Origin of the sequence: Rhodococcus sp. Q1 (assembly GCF_004153645.1) — a bacterium.
GTDB classification, from domain to species: domain Bacteria; phylum Actinomycetota; class Actinomycetes; order Mycobacteriales; family Mycobacteriaceae; genus Rhodococcus; species Rhodococcus gordoniae.
On the sequence record NZ_SDMJ01000002.1, the window covers coordinates 292349 to 310428 of the forward strand.

An 18080-nucleotide genomic window follows, 5' to 3' on the forward strand; every position below is an offset into this window, starting at 1 on the left:
TTACCGTACCGCGCCCGCCGCGGTCGTCCAGGGATCGGTGCGCAACTCGCTGACCCGCGCCTGCCAGCCGTCCCGGCCGGCGAACGCCTCGTCCAGGACGTCGCGGGCCTGCGCGCACCACGGGTACTCGCTCGCCCAGTGAGCGACGTCCACCAGCGCGGGACCTCCCGCACGCAGGTGCTCGTCGGCGGGATGATGCCGCAGGTCGGCGGTGACGTAGACGTCGACATCGCGCGCAGTGGCGAGACCGAGGAAGGAATCACCGGAGCCGCCGCACACCGCCACGCTCCGCACGGGCCGGTCGGGATCGCCCGCGCCGCGGACACCCCACTCGGTGGCCGGCAGCGCGGCGGCGACATCCTCGGTGAACTCGCGCAGCGTGCGTGTCTGCGGCAGCTCTCCCACCCGCCCCAGGCCACGATCGCTCGGCAGGTCGGCGAGTTCGAGGATGTCGAAGGCCGGTTCCTCGTAGGGGTGCGCCTCGCGCAGAGCCGCGAGTACCGCCGCCCGCGACCGGCGCGGTGCGATCACCTCGATCCGGTCCTCGGGGACGCGTTCGAGGTCGCCGACCGAACCGATGGCCGGGTCGGCGCCGTCGACCGGACGGAACTGACCGGTGCCCGAGGTGGTCCAGCAGCATTCGCGGTAGTTGCCCAGGGCGCCCGCACCCGCCGCGAACAGACCCGCGCGCACGGTGTCGGCGGCGTCGGCCGGCACCATGACGACCCACTTGTCGGTTGCGGGTTCGGGCTTGGCCTCGAGCGGTCGCAGCCCGGTCAGGCCCAGTGCCGCGGCCAGCGCGTCCGAGACACCGGGATTCGCCCGGTCGGCGTTGGTGTGCGCGGTGAACAGAGCACAACCACCGCGGATGAGACGGTGGATCAACGCTCCCTTGGGGGTATGTGCACCCACGGTGTCCACCCCCCGCAGCAGCAACGGATGATGTACGAGCAGCAGCTGCGCACCCCATTCGAGTGCCTCGTCGACGACGGCCCCGGTGGCATCCACCGCCAGCAGCACCTTGCGCACCGGCTCGTCGGGGTCGCCGGCGACCAGTCCCACCGAGTCCCAGCTCTCCGCCAGGGACGGCGGGTAGGCCGTCTCCAGAACGTCGATCACCTCACGCAGCGTCGCCGCCGTCACGTCCACCTCCAGCTGATCCGCTCTCTCCTACGCGCACGACCCTACGCGGCAGGACACCGGACGAACGGGGAGAATGGGCCGGTGACCGCTCTCGCCACCACCCGACCGCTCGTGCTCCCCGCCCCCGTCGTCCTGTTCGATCTGGACGGGACGCTCACCGATTCCGCGACCGGGGTGATCAACGGATTCCTCCACGCCGCCGAAACGACCGGCTTCGAAGCACCCGAGGGCGACCTGCAGTGGTTGCTCGGACCTCCGATGCGCGACACGCTGCAGGGCCTCGGACTCGACGACGAGCAGATCGCTGCGGGGCTCGCAGCGTACAAGGACTACTACTCCGCCACCGGATGGGCGGAGAACGCGGTCTTCGACGGCATCGAATCGGTGCTCGAGGCCGTACGCGGCGCCGGTAGCCGACTGGCCGTCGCGACGTCGAAGTCCCAGGCGTTCGCCGAACGGATCCTCGACCATTTCGGTCTGACCGGATACTTCGAGTTCATCGGCGGTGCCAGCGACGACGGCTCCCGGCGGCACAAATGGGAGGTCGTCGCGCACAGTCTCGCCGCCCTCGGGATCGATCCGCAGGAGACCGCGGCCGGCGGCACGACCGGCGTGGTGATGGTGGGCGACCGCGAACACGACATCCACGGTGCGGGACGCTTCGGCATCCCCACGGTCTTCGTCGAGTGGGGTTACGGGACCGAGACCGAGGGCCGTGCGGCGGCGCGGACGACCGCCTCGGTCGAGGAACTACGCGAGGTGCTCACCGGTGAGCGCTGACAGCCGCTTCCACGTCACCTTCGTGTGCACCGGCAACATCTGCCGGTCGCCCATGGCCGAGAAGATCTTCGCCGAACACCTGCGCCGCGAAGGACTCGACGACCGGATCCGCGTCAGCAGCGCCGGTACCCACGGCTGGCACGTCGGGTCCGAGGCGGATCCGCGGACCGACGCGGTCTTGCAGCGGCACGGCTATCCCACCGGTCACCGAGCCGCGAAGCTCGGGACCGAACACCTGTCCGCCGACCTCGTCGTCGCCATGACCACCACACACGAGCGGGCGCTGGCGCGGCTCGGTGTCCCCTCCGATCGCCGTGTGTTGCTGCGATCGTTCGATCCCGACGCCGACGACGATTCCGTGCCCGATCCGTACTACGGCTCCCTGAACGAGTTCGAGCAGGTCCGCGAGCAGATCGAAGCCGCGGTTCCCGGCCTGCTCGAGCGGGTGCGACAGTGGTGAGACGCGCCTCACCGGCTACCGTGGGTCTGTGCGCCGATTGACATTTCTCCTACGCCCCAGCTGGTTGGTCCTGGCGCTGGTCGTCGTCGGCTTCGCCTACGCGTGCTTCACGGTCCTCGCGCCGTGGCAGCTCGGCAAGAACACGAGCACCGAGGACCGCAACGGCCGCATCGCTGCGTCGATGGCGCAGGATCCGGTTCCCGTCGCCGATCTGCTGGGCGGCGACGGCCCGACGGTCGAGGACGAGTGGCGCCGTGTGCTCGCGCAGGGCTCCTACCTCCCCGAGTCGGATGTGCTCGTGCGGTTGCGCAGCGTCGAGTCGCAGCCGGCCTACGAGGTGCTGACTCCGTTCGCACTCGATTCCGGCGGAACGATCCTCGTCAACCGCGGGTACGTGCGGCCGGTCCGCGGCACCGAGATCCCCGAGATCCCGCCCGCGCCGTCCGGCCCCGTCACGCTCGACGCCCGCATCCGGATGTCCGAGGGAACGGTCGACGGCAAGGACCCCTTCTTCGACGCGGGCTACCAGCAGGTCTACTTCATCGACGCCCCGCAGGTCGCATCCGTCACGGGTCTCGACCTCGAGGACGTCTATCTGCAACTCGACGCCGACCAGGCCGGCGGCCTCGGCGTGATCCCCCTCCCCCAGCTCGACTCCGGCCCGTACCTGTCGTACGGCCTGCAGTGGCTGGCGTTCGGGATCATGGCTCCGCTCGGTCTGGGCTACTTCGTGTGGGCCGAGATGCGGGAGCGCAAGAAGGCGAAGAATCCGGAAGCCGGTGGTGACGCTGCCGGGGCTCCGGTGGAAGCGGCGCCACGCACCGCGAGCGAGAAGCTCGCCGATCGATACGGCCGGCCGCGGTGACCGAGCCGACCACCCTGCCCCGATCCGAGGAGCTCCCGATGTACACGACCGTCGACGACTATCTGGCCGACAAGGATCCGGCCGCCGTCGACGTGTTCCGGCACGTGCGCGCCATGATCCTCGGCCTCGGCGACGACGTCACCGAGCGTGTGCACGCGTCGGAGATCTCCTGGTCGCGGGGTCTGCCCTTCGCGGCGGCGTTCGTCTACGCCTCACGCCTCGAGGTGGCCCTGGATCTCCCCCGGCGCATCCACCACGCGACGCTGCGCGAGGCGTTCCCGAAGAAGGGACCGGTGACCACGCACCGGCTGAGCGTTTCGTCCGTCGACGAACTCGACGACCATTTCGTGGAGCTGCTGGACGTCGCCTACCGCACCGCGGCGGAACCGCGCGACTGACAACACATCCGATTCGGGTGGATTCGACCCCGCTGAGCGGGGCCGGATCCACATAGATCGCGAAATGGGATTGTGGGCGCGGAGGGTTTCGAACCCCCGACCGCTGGTGTGTAAAACCAGAGCTCTACCACTGAGCTACACGCCCGAAAGACGGCGGCAGATGCCGCCGACTTCGCATCAGGACTTTAGCGCGGCGAGCGCTCTGGCCCAAGCTCCCTGGTCACGGGCCTCTCCGGGCTGGTTCTCCTCCGCGAACTGCACGATGCCGTCCTTGTCGATGACGAACGTGCCGCGGTTCGCGAAACCGAACTTGTCGTTGAACACTCCGTAGGCCTGCGCGACCTCGCCGTGCGGCCAGAAGTCGGACAGCAGCGGGAAGGTGTAGCCCTGCTCGGCCGCCCAGATCTTGTGGCTGGGCGACGGACCGACGGAGACCGCGAGGATGGCGGTGTCGTCGTTCTCGAAGGTGGGCAGGTCGTCGCGGACGGCGCACAGCTCGCCCTGGCAGACGCCGGTGAAGGCGAGCGGGTAGAACACCAGGAGCACGTTCTTGCTGCCCCGGAAGCTCGACAGCGTCACTTCCTGGTTGTTCTGGTCCTTGAGGGTGAAATCGGGGGCTTCGGTGCCCACGGCGATCGGCATGCGTGTGGATCCTTACGTTCTGGGAGTCGGGTCAGCGGCGGGGACGGCCGGCCTTGGGCTGGACGAGGCGGCTGCCGATCCAGTCTCCGAGGTTGGTGGCCGTGGTCTGGGTGAGACCGGCCGTGGTGGCCGATTCGGCGATCTCGCTGGGCTCGACGTGATCGGGACGCCCGGTCTTGGGGGTCAGGACCCACACGACGCCCTCGTCCGCGAGGGGACCGATCGCGTCCATGAGGGTGTCGACCAGGTCGCCGTCGCTGTCGCGCCACCACAGCAGTACGACGTCGACGACCTCGTCGGAGTCCTCGTCGAGCAGCTCGGTACCGGTGACCTCTTCGATCGCAGCCCTCAACTCGTCGTCGGTGTCCTCGTCCCAACCGAGTTCCTGCACCACGTGGTCGTGAGTGATACCGAGCTTGGAAACATAGTTCTTGGCATCCGCCGCGGCGACCACGGTGGTTCCTCCTCAGGGTTGTGGCGCGCGAAGCGGGCTCCGCGCACCGACGTGACGATCAATAGGTCAAAGCGAACATCGTCGGAAGCCTCAACGCAACCCGAATCGCTGGGAAAAGCGGGAGAATCTTTCGGAAGAGACCTTTTGCACCACCTCACACCGCGCCCGATCCGTCCGGTTGGCCGGACCACGACGTGATCCTTCGTTCCGGATGGGGGAAGATGAGGGTTGCATCATGTTCAGATGTCGATTGCGTCGGCTCCCACAAGAGCCGGCCGACGGAGAGGGCGCTCCACCGACGCGCCCACCACGATGAGGAGCAGACGTTGACAGACCTGATCCACGGATCCGATTCCCGACAAGGCGCCGCACCGGGCGCATCGGGACCGGATTCCTCGGCCAAGCCGGCATCGACCAAGGACAATCGAGTCCGGGTGATCCGCGAAGGTGTGGCCTCCTACCTGCCGGACATCGATCCGGCGGAGACCGACGAGTGGCTCGAGTCGTTCGACGGAATGCTCGAGGCCGCAGGCCCCACCCGCGCACGCTACCTGCTGCTGCGCATGCTCGAGCGCGCCAACGAACGCAAGGTCTCCCTTCCCGCCCTGACTTCCACCGATTACGTCAACACCATCCCCACCGAGAGCGAGCCGTGGTTCCCCGGTGACGAGGAGGTCGAGCGCCGCTACCGCGCGTACATCCGGTGGAACGCGGCGATCATGGTCACCCGCGCGCAGCGTCCGGGTGTCGGCGTCGGTGGCCACATCTCCACCTATGCCTCGTCGGCCGCGCTGTACGAGGTCGGCTTCAACCACTTCTTCCGCGGCAAGGATCATCCCGGCGGTGGCGACCAGGTCTTCATCCAGGGCCACGCCTCCCCCGGCATCTACGCGCGCGCCTTCCTCGAGGGACGCATCGGCACCGAGCAACTCGACGGCTTCCGTCAGGAACACAGCCACGCCTCGCTCGGCGGCGGCCTGCCGTCGTACCCGCACCCGCGTCTGCTCCCGAACTTCTGGGAGTTCCCCACGGTGTCCATGGGCCTGGGCCCGATGAACGCGATCTACCAGGCACGGTTCAACCACTACCTGCACGACCGCGGCATCAAGGACACCTCCGACCAGCATGTCTGGGCGTTTCTGGGCGACGGCGAGATGGACGAGCCGGAATCGCGCGGCCTGGCGCACGTCGCAGCCACCGAGGGTCTCGACAACCTGACCTTCGTCGTCAACTGCAACCTGCAGCGACTCGACGGCCCGGTGCGCGGTAACGGCAAGATCATCCAGGAGCTGGAGTCGTTCTTCCGCGGCGCCGGCTGGAACGTCATCAAGGTCGTGTGGGGCCGGGAGTGGGATGCCCTGCTGCACGCCGACAAGGACGGCGCGCTGGTCAACCTCATGAACGTCACGCCCGACGGCGACTACCAGACGTACAAGGCGAACGACGGCGCGTTCGTGCGCGAGCACTTCTTCGGCCGCGACCCGCGGACGAAGGAACTGGTCAAGGATCTGTCCGACCAGGACATCTGGAATCTCAAGCGTGGCGGTCACGACTACCGCAAGATCTACGCGGCGTACAAGGCCGCCATGGAGCACAAGGGTCAGCCGACGGTGATCCTCGCGCACACCATCAAGGGCTACACGCTCGGTAAGCACTTCGAGGGCCGCAACGCGACCCACCAGATGAAGAAGCTCACCCTCGAGGACCTCAAGTACTTCCGCGACCTTCAGCGGATCCCGATCTCGGATGCCGAGCTCGAGAAGGATCCGAAGATGCCGCCGTACTACCACCCCGGTTCCGAGGCACCCGAGATCCAGTACATGCTCGAGCGGCGACGGTCCCTCGGCGGCTTCCTGCCGGAGCGCCGCACGAACACGAAGCCGCTGCAGCTACCCGCGGAGAAGACCTACGACGTGGTCCGCAAGGGTTCGGGCAAGCAGGAGGTCGCCACCACGATGGCGACCGTGCGTGTGCTCAAGGAACTGTTGCGCGACAAGGAGATCGGCAAGCGCATCGTGCCGATCATCCCGGACGAGGCCCGCACCTTCGGTATGGACTCGTGGTTCCCGTCGCTGAAGATCTACAACCGCAACGGTCAGCTCTACACCTCGGTGGACGCCGACCTGATGCTCGCCTACAAGGAGAGCGAGGTCGGGCAGATCCTGCACGAGGGCATCAACGAGGCCGGTTCGACGGCGTCGTTCACGGCGGTCGGTACGTCCTACGCGACGCAGGGCGAGCCGATGATCCCGGTGTACATCTTCTACTCGATGTTCGGTTTCCAGCGCACGGGCGACGGTCTGTGGGCGGCGGCCGACCAGATGGCACGCGGTTTCGTGCTCGGCGCCACCGCCGGTCGCACGACGCTGACCGGTGAGGGCCTGCAGCACGCCGACGGGCATTCGCTGCTGCTCGCGTCGACCAACCCCGCCGCGGTCACCTACGATCCGGCGTTCTCCTACGAGATCGCCCACATCTTCCGTGACGGTCTGCGGCGGATGTACGGCGGTACCGAGGGTGTCGACGGCTTCGGCGGCGAGGACGTCTTCTACTACATCACCGTGTACAACGAGCCGTACTCGCAGCCGGCCGAGCCGGAGGATCTCGACGTCGACGGTCTGCTCCGCGGTATCTACCTGTACAAGCGGGGTGCGGAATCCGGCCCGAAGGCGCAGATCCTGGTCTCGGGCGTGATGATGCCCGAGGCGCTGCGCGCGCAGCAGATGCTCGCCGACGAGTGGGGCGTGTCCGCCGACGTCTGGTCCGTCACCTCATGGGGCGAGCTGCGCCGCGACGGCGTCGAGTGCGACCGTCAGGCACTGCTCAACCCCGGTGAGGAAGCTCCGGTGCCCTACGTCGCGTCGGTGCTCAACGACGCGGCAGGTCCGTTCGTCGCGGTGTCCGACTGGATGCGTGCGGTGCCCGACCAGATCCGCAAGTGGGTGCCCGGCGACTACACGGTGCTCGGGGCCGACGGCTTCGGCTTCTCCGACACCCGTGGTGCCGCGCGTCGCGTCTTCAACATCGACGCGGAGTCCACGGTGGTCGCGGTGCTCGCAGCGCTGGGCCGCGAAGGTGCCGTCGACCGTGAGAAGGCCGTCGAGGCGGCCCGCACCTACAAGATCGACGACGTGACGGCCGCCCCGGTGTCGATGGCGGATCCGGGCGTCGCCTGACCCACCTCGACGTCACGTCCGTCGTGGCGTGACGGCCGGCTCGCGACCGGCGGGTACTTTCGTCCCATGGTCGACGAGCCGCAACCCCGCCGGATCGGGCAGGTACCGGGTGCTCACAGGGAGCGCCCGGTGCCGCCTTCGCGTCCCGAGCGGGCGCCGCTGCCCGACGCTCTGCTCCGTCGGGTCAAGCAGTTCTCGGGGCGACTGTCCACCGAGGCCGTGCACGTCATGCAGGAGCAGTTGCCGTTCTTCGCCGACCTCGACGCGTCGCAGCGTTCGACGGTGCAACTGGTCATCCAGACGTCGGTGGTCGATTTTCTCGAATGGGTGCGCAATCCCGACAGCGACCTGCGGTTCAGTCTCGACGCTTTCCAGATGATCCCGCAGGATCTCGCGCGGCGGCTGACGCTGCGTCAGACGGTGGACATGGTCCGCGCGGCGATGGAGTTCTTCGAGCAGTGGCTGCCGGCCCTCGCCCGCAACGAGGAACAGCTGGTCGCGCTCACCGAGGCGATCCTCCGGTACGGACGCGAACTCGGCTTCGCCGCGGCCGCGGTATATGCGGGGGCCGCCGAGTCCCGGGGTGCGTGGGACACGCGGCTCGAGGCCCTCGTCGTCGACGCCGTGGTGCGCGGGGACACCGGTCCCGACATGCAGTCGCGGGCCGCGACCCTCAACTGGGATGCCACGGCCCCGGCGACGGTGATCGTCGGTACTCCCCCGCCGGATCAAGGGGTCTCGGTGATCACCACCGTGCACACCGTCGCTCAGGAGCACGGGCGCGCAGCTCTGGCCGTGGTGCAGGGCGAACGTCTGGTGATGGTGGTCAGCGGCGATCTGCACGGTTCGGCGGATGCGGCGACCTTCCGTACCGAGTTGATGCGCGCGTTCTCGGACGACCCGGTGGTGATCGGCCCGACGACGCCCACGCTGACGACCGCGCATGTCTCCGCGGTCGAAGCGCTCGCCGGGATGGAGGCCGTGGTGGGCTGGCCGGGCGCTCCCCGGCCGGTGCATGCCGCGGAGTTGCTGCCCGAGCGTGCGCTGCTCGGTGATCCGGGTGCGATCGCCGCGCTCGAGGACTTCGTCGTCGCCCCGCTGGCGGCTGCGGGACCGTCCCTCGCGGACACGCTGGACGCATACCTCGACAGTGGGGGCGCTGTCGAGACTTGTGCCCGAAAGCTGTTTGTTCATCCAAATACCGTGCGGTATCGATTGAAGCGGATCACAGAGGTAACGGGTCGAGATCCCACAAATCCTCGCGACGCGTACGTGCTCCGGATCGCGGCGACGGTGGGCCGCCTGGCACGAAGCCATAACGAATTGAGATCACCTGCACCACCTGTCACTCGATTCACAATTCGCGAATCGGACACGTAACGTCTCGGGCCTTTCACCCGATAGCGACCACCGACGTGCAGATTTGTGGGAACCCTACAAATCGAGGCGCCAGCTTTCATCGCTACCGACATCTCGCGGGGGCGCACTTCCGGTGTTCCCTGGTGATCGTGATTTCGCTGCTTGCCCCCGGTCAGGGGTCTCAGACACCCGGAATGCTCGCCCCGTGGCTCGAGCAGTCCGGAGCGCGCGACCGCATCGATCTGTGGTCGCAGACGGCGGGACTCGACCTCGCGCGACTGGGCACCACCGCCACCGCAGACGAGATCACCGACACCGCGGTGACCCAGCCGCTCGTGGTGGCCTCCGCACTCCTGGCCTTCGAGGACCTCGACCGTCGCGGCCTCGTGCCTGCCGACACGATCGTCGCCGGCCACTCCGTCGGCGAACTCGCCGCAGCCGCCATCGCGGGTGTCATCAGCGCCGACGACGCCGTCGCCCTGGCCGCGATCCGCGGGGCCGAGATGGCCCGTGCGTGCGCGATCGAACCCACCGGAATGTCCGCCGTCCTCGGCGGCGCGGAGGACGAGGTGCTCGCGCGCCTCGCCGAGCTGGATCTGACCCCCGCCAACATGAACGCGGCAGGCCAGATCGTCGCAGCAGGGCGCCTGACCGCGCTCGAGGAACTCGCTGCGAACCCGCCCGAGAAGGCCCGCGTCCGCGCACTGCCGGTCGCCGGTGCCTTCCACACCCGATTCATGGCACCCGCCCAGGACGCCGTGGCCGCCGCCGCGGCGAAGATCACCCCTTCGGACCCGACGCACACGCTGCTGTCGAACTACGACGGCAAGCCCGTCACCTCCGGAGCCGACGCCCTCGAACGTCTCGCAGCCCAGGTCACCCGGCCCGTCCGGTGGGATCTGTGCACCGCTTCTCTGCGCGAGGCGCAGGTGAGCCGGATCGTCGAGCTTCCCCCCGCCGGCACGCTGGTGGGCATCGCCAAGCGCGACATGCGCGGCACGCCCACCCTCGCCCTCAAGACCCCCGCGGAAATTTCCGCTCTGGCCGAAAGTCTTCAACTCGGTTAGGTTGCTGCGCGCGCCGTCGCACAGCACGGGCACCTCACCGGGACATCCCCGGAGCCCCGGTCGGAAACATCCGGCCGGTTTCGAACGACATAGTCGACAGATCGAGAAGGGAGCCACATCGTGGCCGCCACCCAGGAAGAAATCATCGCCGGTCTCGCCGAGATCATCGAAGAGGTCACCGGCATCGAGCCCTCCGAGGTGACCGTCGAGAAGTCCTTCGTCGACGACCTCGACATCGACTCGCTGTCCATGGTCGAGATCGCCGTCCAGACCGAGGACAAGTACGGCGTGAAGATCCCCGACGAGGATCTCGCCGGTCTCCGCACCGTCGGCGACGCCGTGAACTACATCCAGAAGCTCGAGGCCGCAGGCGTTCAGGCCACGAACGACAACGAATGAGTTCTGCTGTGACCTCCCCTTCTCCTCGGGCACTCCGCAACGTCGTCGTCACCAGCCTCGCGGCCACGACGTCGATCGCCGGCGACGTGGACTCCACCTGGAAGGCACTGCTGGCCGGTGAGAGCGGGATCGGCACCATCGACGGCGGATTCGTCGACGAGTACGACCTGCCGGTGCGCATCGGCGGAACTCTGAAGGTCAGCCCCGACGAGGGCCTGTCCCGCGTGGAGCTCCGTCGGATGAGCTTCGTCGAGCGCCTCGCGCTCACCCTCGGGCGCACCGTCTGGCAGAACGCCGGCAGCCCCGAGGTCGACAAGGACCGTCTCGGTGTGGTCATCGGTACGGGCCTCGGTGGTGGCGAATCGCTCATCGACGCCGTCGACAAGCTCCGTCAGGGCGGGTACCGCAAGGTCTCGCCGTTCGCGGTGCAGATGATCATGCCGAACGGGCCGTCGGCCACCGTCGGGCTCGAACTCGGTGCTCGCGCGGGGGTCATCACCCCGGTCTCGGCGTGCTCGTCCGGATCCGAGGCGATCGCCAACGCGTACCGGATGATCGCCTTCGGCGACGCCGACATCGTCGTCACCGGTGGTGTCGAAGGTCAGCTGGACGCGGTCGCCACCGCGGGCTTCGCGATGATGCGGGCGCTGAGCACCCGCAACGACGACCCGCGCGGTGCGTCGCGCCCGTTCGACAAGGACCGCGACGGTTTCGTCTTCGGCGAGGCCGGCGCGCTGATGGTGCTCGAGAGCGAGGAGCATGCCAAAGCACGCGGAGCGACCATCCACGGTCGCATCCTCGGCGCCGGCATCACCTCCGACGGGTACCACATCGTCGCCCCCGATCCGGAAGGCACGGGTGCGGCACGGGCCATGCGGCGGGCGATCGAGACCGCCGGGCTCACCAAGGCCGATATCGGGCACGTCAACGCGCACGCGACGGCCACCCCGATCGGCGACGTGGCCGAAGCCAAGGCCATCAACGCGGCCGTGGGCAACCATGCCGCGATCTACGCCCCCAAGTCCGCGCTCGGTCACTCGATCGGTGCGGTGGGTGCACTCGAAGCAGTACTCACGGTCCTGACGCTGCGTGACGGGGTCATCCCTCCCACGCTGAATCTCGAGAACCAGGATCCAGGGATCGATCTCGACGTGGTCAAGGGCGAACCGCGTTCCGGCCGGATCGATTTCGCGCTGAACAACTCGTTCGGTTTCGGTGGGCACAACGTGGCGCTCGCTTTCGGTCGCGCCTGACCGTCGACGCCTGTCCGCCCCCTGTGGTGGAGGCTCCGCCCGGAGCCTCCACCACAGCCCACCACCACCGCGTCTGCCCGAGGAGTACCCGATGACCATCCTGGATCCAGCCACCCTGCGTGAGACGTCGGTGGACCCCAGAGATCCGTTGGCCCGTCTCGAGAAACTGTTCGACCCGGGCAGCCTGGAGTTGCTGCACAGCCGCGACAAGTCGGGCGTCCTCGCCGCCGTCGGCGACGTCGACGGCATCCGCACGGTCGCGTACTGCTCCGATGCCACCGTCATGGGTGGCGCCATGGGCGTCGAGGGATGCAAGCACATCGTCTCCGCCATCGACTACGCCATCGATCACGAGATCCCCGTGGTGGGCATCTTCCACTCCGGGGGCGCGCGTCTGGCCGAAGGTGTCGAGGCCCTCCACGCCGTGGGCCTGGTCTTCGAGGCCATGGTGCGCGCGTCCGGTCTCGTCCCCCAGATCTCCGTCGTTCTCGGCTTCGCGGCCGGTGGTGCCGCCTACGGCCCGGCCCTGACCGACATCGTCATCATGGCCCCCGAGGGCCGTGTCTTCGTCACCGGCCCGGACGTGGTGCGCAGCGTCACCGGCGAGCAGGTCGACATGGAGTCGCTCGGCGGCCCCGACACGCACACCAAGAAGTCCGGTGTCGCCCACATCGCCGCGCACGACGAGACCGACGCTCTGCACCGGGCACGCCGTCTCGTGTCGATGCTCGCCGAACAAGGCGAATTCGACGTCGCCGCAGCGGCACTCGGCGACACCGACCTGCGGGCACTGATGCCCGAGTCGCCGCGACGCGCATACGACGTGCGGCCGATCGTCCACCGGTTGCTCGACAACGTCGACGGCGAGTCCGCCTTCGAGGAGATCCAGGGCGGTTGGGCGCGCAGCATCGTCACCGGTTTCGGTCGTCTCGGCGGCCGCACGGTCGGTGTCATCGCCAACAACCCGCTCCGCCTCGGTGGATGCCTCAACTCCGAGAGCGCCGAGAAGGCAGCGCGATTCGTGCGGATGTGCAATGCCTTCGGCGTTCCGCTCGTCGTGATCGTCGACGTTCCCGGTTACCTTCCCGGCGTGAACCAGGAGTGGGAGGGTGTCGTGCGACGCGGCGCCAAGCTGCTCCACGCGTTCGCCGAGGCGAAGGTTCCCCGCGTCACGCTCGTGACGCGCAAGATCTACGGCGGCGCGTACATCGCGATGAATTCTCGGGCTCTCGGGGCCACCGCCGTCTACGCGTGGCCGGAGTCCGAGGTGGCCGTGATGGGCGCGAAGGCAGCCGTGGGCATCCTCCACAAGAAGGCCCTCGCCGCGGCGTCCGAGGAGGAGCGCGAGGCGCTGCACGATCGGCTCGCCGCGGAGCACGAGGCGATCGCCGGCGGTGTCGGGCGCGCGATGGCCATCGGTGTCGTCGACGAGATGATCGATCCGGCCACCACGCGCAGCACCCTGGCCGCTGCACTCGCTGCCGCCCCTGCGGTTCGCGGACGGCACAAGAACATTCCGCTCTGATACTGCTCTTCCACGGCAGAAGAACACCGGCATCGCTCCGAGGAGCGATGCCGGTGTTCTCGTCAAAGCTGTGGGGTGCGTTCCGGTCGTGATTCCGGGGCGGCGACCGCGGTCAGCCGACGTCCCGGCGGAGCCATGTCACCTGGGCGCCTTCGTCGCCGCTGCGGTACGGCTCGAGTTCCTCGTCCCATGCGGTCCCGAGGGCGCGGTGCAGTTCGCTCGTGACGTCGGAAGCGGAGGACAGCAGGGCACGCAGACGCATCTCTCCGACGACGATGTCGCCGTTGGCACTGGTGGCCCCCCGCCACAGGCCCAGTCGGGGGACGTAGCTGAAGCGTTCGCCGTCCACACCCTCGCTGGGGTTCTCGGTGATCTCGAAGCGGAGCATCGGCCACGAGCGCAGCACGTCGGCCAGTCGTGCGGCCGTGCCGACGGGCCCGACCCAATCGACGCAGGTACGCAGTAGGCCCGGGGAGGCGGGCTGACCCGTCCACGCGAGGTCGGGCCGGCAGTCGAGGATGTCGGCCAGCGCCCACTCGATGTGCGGGCACACGGCCGCCGGAGAGGAGTGGACATAGATCACCCCCGCCGTGGCATCCGCGAATTGGTTGGATGCGCGCATACATTCACCTCCGATTCGACCAGGACGTCTTCCCCAACGACCTTCGCCGATCAAGGCTTCTCCATGCGGGCTGCGTACAAGTGTGCCCGTGTGGCGGGTGTTTCGCCAGCGAACCAGAGAGGTTCATGTGAATTCGGTGATGATCCCGTCCCCGAGGGCGGGCCAGAGAGGCTTCGCCCAATCTCCGAACGCACGATCAGTAAGTACCACAGTGGCGACGGAAATTTCGGGATCTACCCAAATGAACGTTCCGGATTGACCGAAATGACCGAAAGTGCGCGGCGAATTCCGCGTGGCGGTCCAATGCGGATTCTTCTCGCCCCGGATCTCGAATCCGAGACCCCAGTCGTTGGGCTTGAACATCCCGTAGCCCGGTACGAGTCCGTTCAGCCCCGGGAACTGCACTGCGGTCGCCTCGGCGACCGTTCCGGGCGAGACCAGAACAGGCGTGAGCAATTCGCGCGCGAACAGAGCGAGATCGGCCACCGACGACTGCGCACCGTGGCCGGCCGGACCGGGCAGGGAAGAGGACCGCATGCCGAGCGGCTCGAAGACCGCCTGCCGGAGGTATTCCGGGAACTCGATGTCGGTTTCCGTCTCGACGAGTTCGGCGAGTACCTCGAAGCCCGCGCTCGAGTAGATCCGCTTCCGCTCGGGCTCGGTCTGCACGGTGCGCTCACCGAACGCCAGACCCGAGGCGTGGGCGAGCAGATGCCGCACCGTCGACCCCTCGGGACCCGCGGGCTGATCGAGTTCGATCGCGCCCTCTTCGACGGCCACCAGGACCGCGTACGCCACGAGCGGCTTCGTCACGGACGCGAGCGGGAAGACCTCGTCGAGCTCCCCCCGGGACGCGACCGTTCCGCCGTCGCGGGTCACCACTGCGGCGGCGGAACGGTCGACGGGCCAGTCGCTGATCGGATCGAGGCTGTGCACGCGATCAGCCTACGAGACGACCCGACGGGGCGAGGTCACCGGTCGGCGCCGGTCACCAATCGGCTTCGGTGTACCGGATGACGCCGCGGATGTTCCTGCCCTCGAGCATGTCCCGGTATCCGTCGTTGACCTGCTCGAGGGTGTAGGTGCGCGTGACCATGTCGGCCAGGTTCAGCTGACCGGACTTGTACAGGTCGAGCAGGTTCGGGATGTCCACCCGCGCGTTGCAGCCACCGAATATGTTGCCCTTGAGCTCCTTCTGGAGCATCGAGAACATGAAGGCGTTCAGCTTGACGTCCATGTCCGCCATATGACCCATGGCGGTGACGACGCACGTCCCGCCCTTGCCGGTGATGGTGAGCGAGGGATCGACGTACTCTCCCTTCATCTCCCCCACGGTGATGATCGTCTTGTGGCACATGCGTCCCCACGTGATCTCCATGATGGGCACGATGGCTTCCTCGATGGAGGCGAAGGTGTGCGTGGCACCGAACTTCATCGCCTGCTCGCGCTTCCACGGCACCGGATCGATGGCGAAGACGTAACGTGCACCGGACGCGACCGCACCCTGCAGCGCGCTCATGCCCACGCCGCCGACCCCGATGACGGCCACGAAGTCCCCCGCCTTCACGTCGGCGACGTGCGTGGCCGAACCCCAGCCGGTGGGCACGCCGCACCCCACGAGTGCCGCGAGCTCGAAGGGAACGTCCTTGTCGATCTTGACCACCTGGGTCTCGTGGACGGTCATGTACGGCGCGAACGTCCCCAGCAGCACCATCGGGATCACGGGCTTGCCCTGCGCATGGACGCGGTTGGTCCCGTCGGCGATGGCCAGGCCGCTGAGCAGTCCGGCACCGAGATCACAGAGATTGGACTGCCCCATCACACAGGACGGACACCGGCCGCAGGCCGGCACGAACGAGAGCACCACGTGGTCGCCCACCTCGAGACCGGTGACCCCGTCGCCGACCTTGGTGATGACACCTGCACCCTCGTGACCACCCATCACCGGATAGGCCGGCATCGGCGTGGCACCCGTGACGATGTGATGGTCGGAATGGCACATGCCGGCGGCTTCCATGCGGATCTGCACTTCACCCGCGACAGGGTCGCCGAGCTCGATCTCCTCGACCGACCACGGTTCGTCGATGCCCCACAGCACTGCACCCTTGGTCTTCATCTGGCTCGCCTCCATCGCATTGCCGGTTGTGCACGTGACGATAGCCACAATCGCACAGAATTGGAACAGGTTCTACTCACTGTCCCGGTCACCGCCGAACCCGATTCCGACGGAACGCAGTCGTGGGGCTACCGGGAGGACGATCTGCGCACGGCGTGGCCGATCCTCGCCGAGTCGATGGGCGCCGAGGCCCGATCCCGCACCGGGACACCGCTTCGGCTCGTCACCGATCGGCACGGGCGATCGCGGCGAGGCGCGTCGCGAGCCGGTCCGCAGCCGCCCGAAGCTCCGATGGCTCGAGGACGACCGCTTCGAAACCCATTCGCGCGACATGCATCACGATCCAGTCCGGGTCGTCCGCGCCGACGACGAGCACGCACCATCCGTCCTCGTCCTCCTCGACCCGCCCGACCTGCGGCGGCACCATGTCGCGCACCCGGTCGGCGTCCGCCCGTAGTCGGATCCGCGCGATGTACCGGTAGGGCGACTCCGTCACCGACCGCTGGACGTAGGCCACCGGATCGGGATGCTGCCGCGGCCGGAACCGCCACGTCGTGGGTGTCACCTCGCGCATCCGGTCGAGCCGGAAGGTACGCCAGTCGTCGCGGTCGACGTCCCAGGCCATGAGGTACCAGCGTTGTCCCGCTGCGACCATCCGCACCGGTTCCACCGTGCGCTCGTCGTCCGCATCCAGGCGGGTGGTGTACCGGAACCGCACGCGGGTCGCGTCGCGGCAGGCGCGGGCCAGCGCCATCAGCATGTCGGCGTCGATCTCCGTACCCGCGCCGACGACGGTCTCGGTGGCGCCGTAGATCGCCCGCACCTTCTCGCGCAGGCGCGGTGGCATCACCTGGTCGAGTGTGGCCAGGGCGCGCAGCGCCGCCTCGGCGGCTCCGGCGATCGTGCTGCCCGACGCCAGTCGCAACGACACCGCCGTGGCGATCGCCTCGTCGTCGTGCAGGAGCAGCGGCGGCAACCTCGTGCCGGCTCCGAGCTGATAGCCGCCCCCGACTCCGGGAGACGCGCGCACGGGATAGCCGAGGGCACGCAGACGATCGACGTCGCGACGCACCGAGCGATCGGTCACACCGAGCTCCGCGGCGAGTTCGACGGCGGTCCAGGACGGGCGGCTCTGCAGCAGTGCCAGCATCCGCAGGACCCGTTCGGTGGTCGACTCGACGGTCATACGACGATGGTCGCACGGATCACGGACCGACCCTGTCCGCAATATGCGTCAACCTGGAGCCATGACGGAACTCGCCTGGAACCACCTCTTGCGACAGCAACTCGACTATCCGGTCCGCCGCCGTCTCGACGGCCTGACCGACGACGAATACTTCTTCGAGCCCGCCCCGGGCTGCTGGAGTGTGCGGCCACGCGGGACGAGTACCGCTCCCGTGCAGGGCGGAGCCGGGGCGATGACCATCGACTTCGCCTTCCCCGAACCCGATCCGCCGCCGTTCACGACCATCGCGTGGCGACTCGGGCACGTACTCGTCGGCGTGCTGGCGATGCGCAATGCGAGCCACTTCGGGCGCACCCCCACCGACTACACGACGTTCGAGTACGCAGCGACCGCCGACGAGGCCCTGGCCCAGCTCGATGCCGAACTCTCGACGTGGATCGCAGGCGTCGAATCACTCGGGGAAGACGGACTCGCCCGGCCGTGCGGTGAGGCGGAAGGACCGTACGCGCAGTACCCGATGGGCATGCTGGTCCTGCACATCAACCGCGAACTCATCCACCATCTGTCCGAGGTCTGCCTCCTGCGGGACCTGTACCTGCATTCCCGTAGCCGAGCCCGAGAGGAGACGAGCTGAC

General features: G+C 68.1%; 18 protein-coding genes and 1 tRNA gene. 11 read left to right on the top strand and 8 right to left on the bottom strand.

The features are described 5' to 3' along the window. A complete protein-coding gene (locus EQ874_RS06155; RefSeq protein WP_207213502.1) occupies positions 1–1143 on the bottom strand; it encodes a Nif3-like dinuclear metal center hexameric protein in 1143 nt (380 codons plus the stop codon). An 81-nt stretch (positions 1144–1224) separates the two neighbouring features. Here EQ874_RS06155 and EQ874_RS06160 point away from each other — a divergent pair, with 81 nt between their 5' ends. Genes EQ874_RS06160 through EQ874_RS06175 form a run of 4 tightly spaced genes read left to right on the top strand, consistent with a single transcriptional unit; the run spans position 1225 to position 3646 of the window. Continuing rightward, a complete protein-coding gene (locus EQ874_RS06160) occupies positions 1225–1923 on the top strand; it encodes an HAD hydrolase-like protein (RefSeq protein WP_129976261.1) in 699 nt (232 codons plus the stop codon). Next, complete coding sequence (locus EQ874_RS06165; RefSeq protein WP_129976263.1) at positions 1913–2383, top strand: low molecular weight protein-tyrosine-phosphatase; 471 nt, start codon at positions 1913–1915, stop codon at positions 2381–2383. Before EQ874_RS06160 ends, EQ874_RS06165 begins: the two co-directional genes overlap by 11 nt. 28 nt (positions 2384–2411) lie before the next feature. Continuing rightward, positions 2412–3248 (top strand): SURF1 family protein, encoded by an 837-nt coding sequence (locus tag EQ874_RS06170; RefSeq protein ID WP_026003103.1) that lies wholly within the window; start codon positions 2412–2414, stop codon positions 3246–3248. A gap of 38 nt (positions 3249–3286) precedes the next feature. Then, entirely contained in the window at positions 3287–3646 is a 360-nt protein-coding gene (locus tag EQ874_RS06175) for a DUF5655 domain-containing protein (RefSeq protein ID WP_026003102.1), read from the top strand. Between the two features lie 73 nt (positions 3647–3719). Here EQ874_RS06175 and EQ874_RS06180 read toward each other — a convergent pair. From EQ874_RS06180 to EQ874_RS06190, 3 genes are all read right to left on the bottom strand, one after another. Further along, positions 3720–3791 (bottom strand) — tRNA-Val (locus tag EQ874_RS06180). A gap of 32 nt (positions 3792–3823) precedes the next feature. Beyond that, positions 3824–4288, bottom strand: a complete 465-nt coding sequence (locus tag EQ874_RS06185; protein WP_064064128.1) for a peroxiredoxin — start codon at positions 4286–4288, stop codon at positions 3824–3826. Positions 4289–4319: 31 nt separating this feature from the next. After that, complete coding sequence (locus EQ874_RS06190) at positions 4320–4742, bottom strand: DUF3052 domain-containing protein (RefSeq protein WP_016933310.1); 423 nt, start codon at positions 4740–4742, stop codon at positions 4320–4322. Positions 4743–5068: 326 nt separating this feature from the next. Here EQ874_RS06190 and aceE point away from each other — a divergent pair, with 326 nt between their 5' ends. From aceE to EQ874_RS06220, 6 genes are all read left to right on the top strand, one after another. Then, positions 5069–7918: a pyruvate dehydrogenase (acetyl-transferring), homodimeric type gene (gene aceE, locus EQ874_RS06195; protein ID WP_064064127.1), complete on the top strand. Its 2850-nt coding sequence runs from the start codon at positions 5069–5071 to the stop codon at positions 7916–7918. A 66-nt stretch (positions 7919–7984) separates the two neighbouring features. After that, the gene (locus EQ874_RS06200) at positions 7985–9298 is read left to right on the top strand and encodes a helix-turn-helix domain-containing protein (RefSeq protein WP_242496665.1); all 1314 of its coding nucleotides are present in this window, start codon (positions 7985–7987) and stop codon (positions 9296–9298) included. Between the two features lie 128 nt (positions 9299–9426). Next, positions 9427–10344, top strand: a complete 918-nt coding sequence (locus EQ874_RS06205) for an ACP S-malonyltransferase (protein ID WP_084421766.1) — start codon at positions 9427–9429, stop codon at positions 10342–10344. 120 nt (positions 10345–10464) lie between these two features. Continuing rightward, positions 10465–10743, top strand: a complete 279-nt coding sequence (gene acpM, locus EQ874_RS06210; protein WP_016691373.1) for a meromycolate extension acyl carrier protein AcpM — start codon at positions 10465–10467, stop codon at positions 10741–10743. Continuing rightward, positions 10740–11996 carry a KasA/KasB family beta-ketoacyl-ACP synthase gene (locus EQ874_RS06215; RefSeq protein ID WP_165369212.1) on the top strand — a complete coding sequence of 419 codons (1257 nt, stop codon included), beginning with the start codon at positions 10740–10742 and terminating at the stop codon, positions 11994–11996. The genes acpM and EQ874_RS06215 overlap by 4 nt, the downstream gene beginning before the upstream one ends. Before the next feature lie 91 nt (positions 11997–12087). Next, positions 12088–13521 carry a carboxyl transferase domain-containing protein gene (locus tag EQ874_RS06220; RefSeq protein WP_016933195.1) on the top strand — a complete coding sequence of 478 codons (1434 nt, stop codon included), beginning with the start codon at positions 12088–12090 and terminating at the stop codon, positions 13519–13521. Positions 13522–13633: 112 nt separating this feature from the next. Here EQ874_RS06220 and EQ874_RS06225 read toward each other — a convergent pair whose 3' ends face one another. The 4 genes from EQ874_RS06225 to EQ874_RS06245 form a co-directional block, all read right to left on the bottom strand. After that, entirely contained in the window at positions 13634–14143 is a 510-nt protein-coding gene (locus EQ874_RS06225) for a DUF3145 domain-containing protein (RefSeq protein WP_016933194.1), read from the bottom strand. Between the two features lie 123 nt (positions 14144–14266). After that, positions 14267–15079: a serine hydrolase domain-containing protein gene (locus tag EQ874_RS06230; RefSeq protein ID WP_129976265.1), complete on the bottom strand. Its 813-nt coding sequence runs from the start codon at positions 15077–15079 to the stop codon at positions 14267–14269. Positions 15080–15131: 52 nt separating this feature from the next. Beyond that, positions 15132–16259 carry an NDMA-dependent alcohol dehydrogenase gene (locus EQ874_RS06235; RefSeq protein WP_064064171.1) on the bottom strand — a complete coding sequence of 376 codons (1128 nt, stop codon included), beginning with the start codon at positions 16257–16259 and terminating at the stop codon, positions 15132–15134. A 223-nt stretch (positions 16260–16482) separates the two neighbouring features. Then, positions 16483–17445 carry a YafY family protein gene (locus EQ874_RS06245; protein ID WP_129976267.1) on the bottom strand — a complete coding sequence of 321 codons (963 nt, stop codon included), beginning with the start codon at positions 17443–17445 and terminating at the stop codon, positions 16483–16485. A 61-nt stretch (positions 17446–17506) separates the two neighbouring features. Between EQ874_RS06245 and EQ874_RS06250 the strand changes: the two genes are divergently transcribed. After that, a complete protein-coding gene (locus tag EQ874_RS06250; protein WP_129976269.1) occupies positions 17507–18079 on the top strand; it encodes a DinB family protein in 573 nt (190 codons plus the stop codon). Position 18080 lies beyond the last annotated feature (1 nt).

Bases quoted from the DNA above. Each gene is read 5' to 3' on its own strand.
- EQ874_RS06235 (WP_064064171.1), bottom strand. From the start codon at position 16,259: ATGAAGACCAAGGGTGCAGTGCTGTGGGGCATCGACGAACCGTGGTCG.
- EQ874_RS06245 (WP_129976267.1), bottom strand. From the start codon at position 17,445: ATGACCGTCGAGTCGACCACCGAACGGGTCCTGCGGATGCTGGCACTG.
- EQ874_RS06225 (WP_016933194.1), bottom strand. From the start codon at position 14,143: ATGCGCGCATCCAACCAATTCGCGGATGCCACGGCGGGGGTGATCTAT.
- EQ874_RS06220 (WP_016933195.1), top strand. From the start codon at position 12,088: ATGACCATCCTGGATCCAGCCACCCTGCGTGAGACGTCGGTGGACCCC.
- EQ874_RS06185 (WP_064064128.1), bottom strand. From the start codon at position 4,288: ATGCCGATCGCCGTGGGCACCGAAGCCCCCGATTTCACCCTCAAGGAC.
- EQ874_RS06250 (WP_129976269.1), top strand. From the start codon at position 17,507: ATGACGGAACTCGCCTGGAACCACCTCTTGCGACAGCAACTCGACTAT.
- EQ874_RS06200 (WP_242496665.1), top strand. From the start codon at position 7,985: ATGGTCGACGAGCCGCAACCCCGCCGGATCGGGCAGGTACCGGGTGCT.
- EQ874_RS06175 (WP_026003102.1), top strand. From the start codon at position 3,287: ATGTACACGACCGTCGACGACTATCTGGCCGACAAGGATCCGGCCGCC.
- EQ874_RS06215 (WP_165369212.1), top strand. From the start codon at position 10,740: ATGAGTTCTGCTGTGACCTCCCCTTCTCCTCGGGCACTCCGCAACGTC.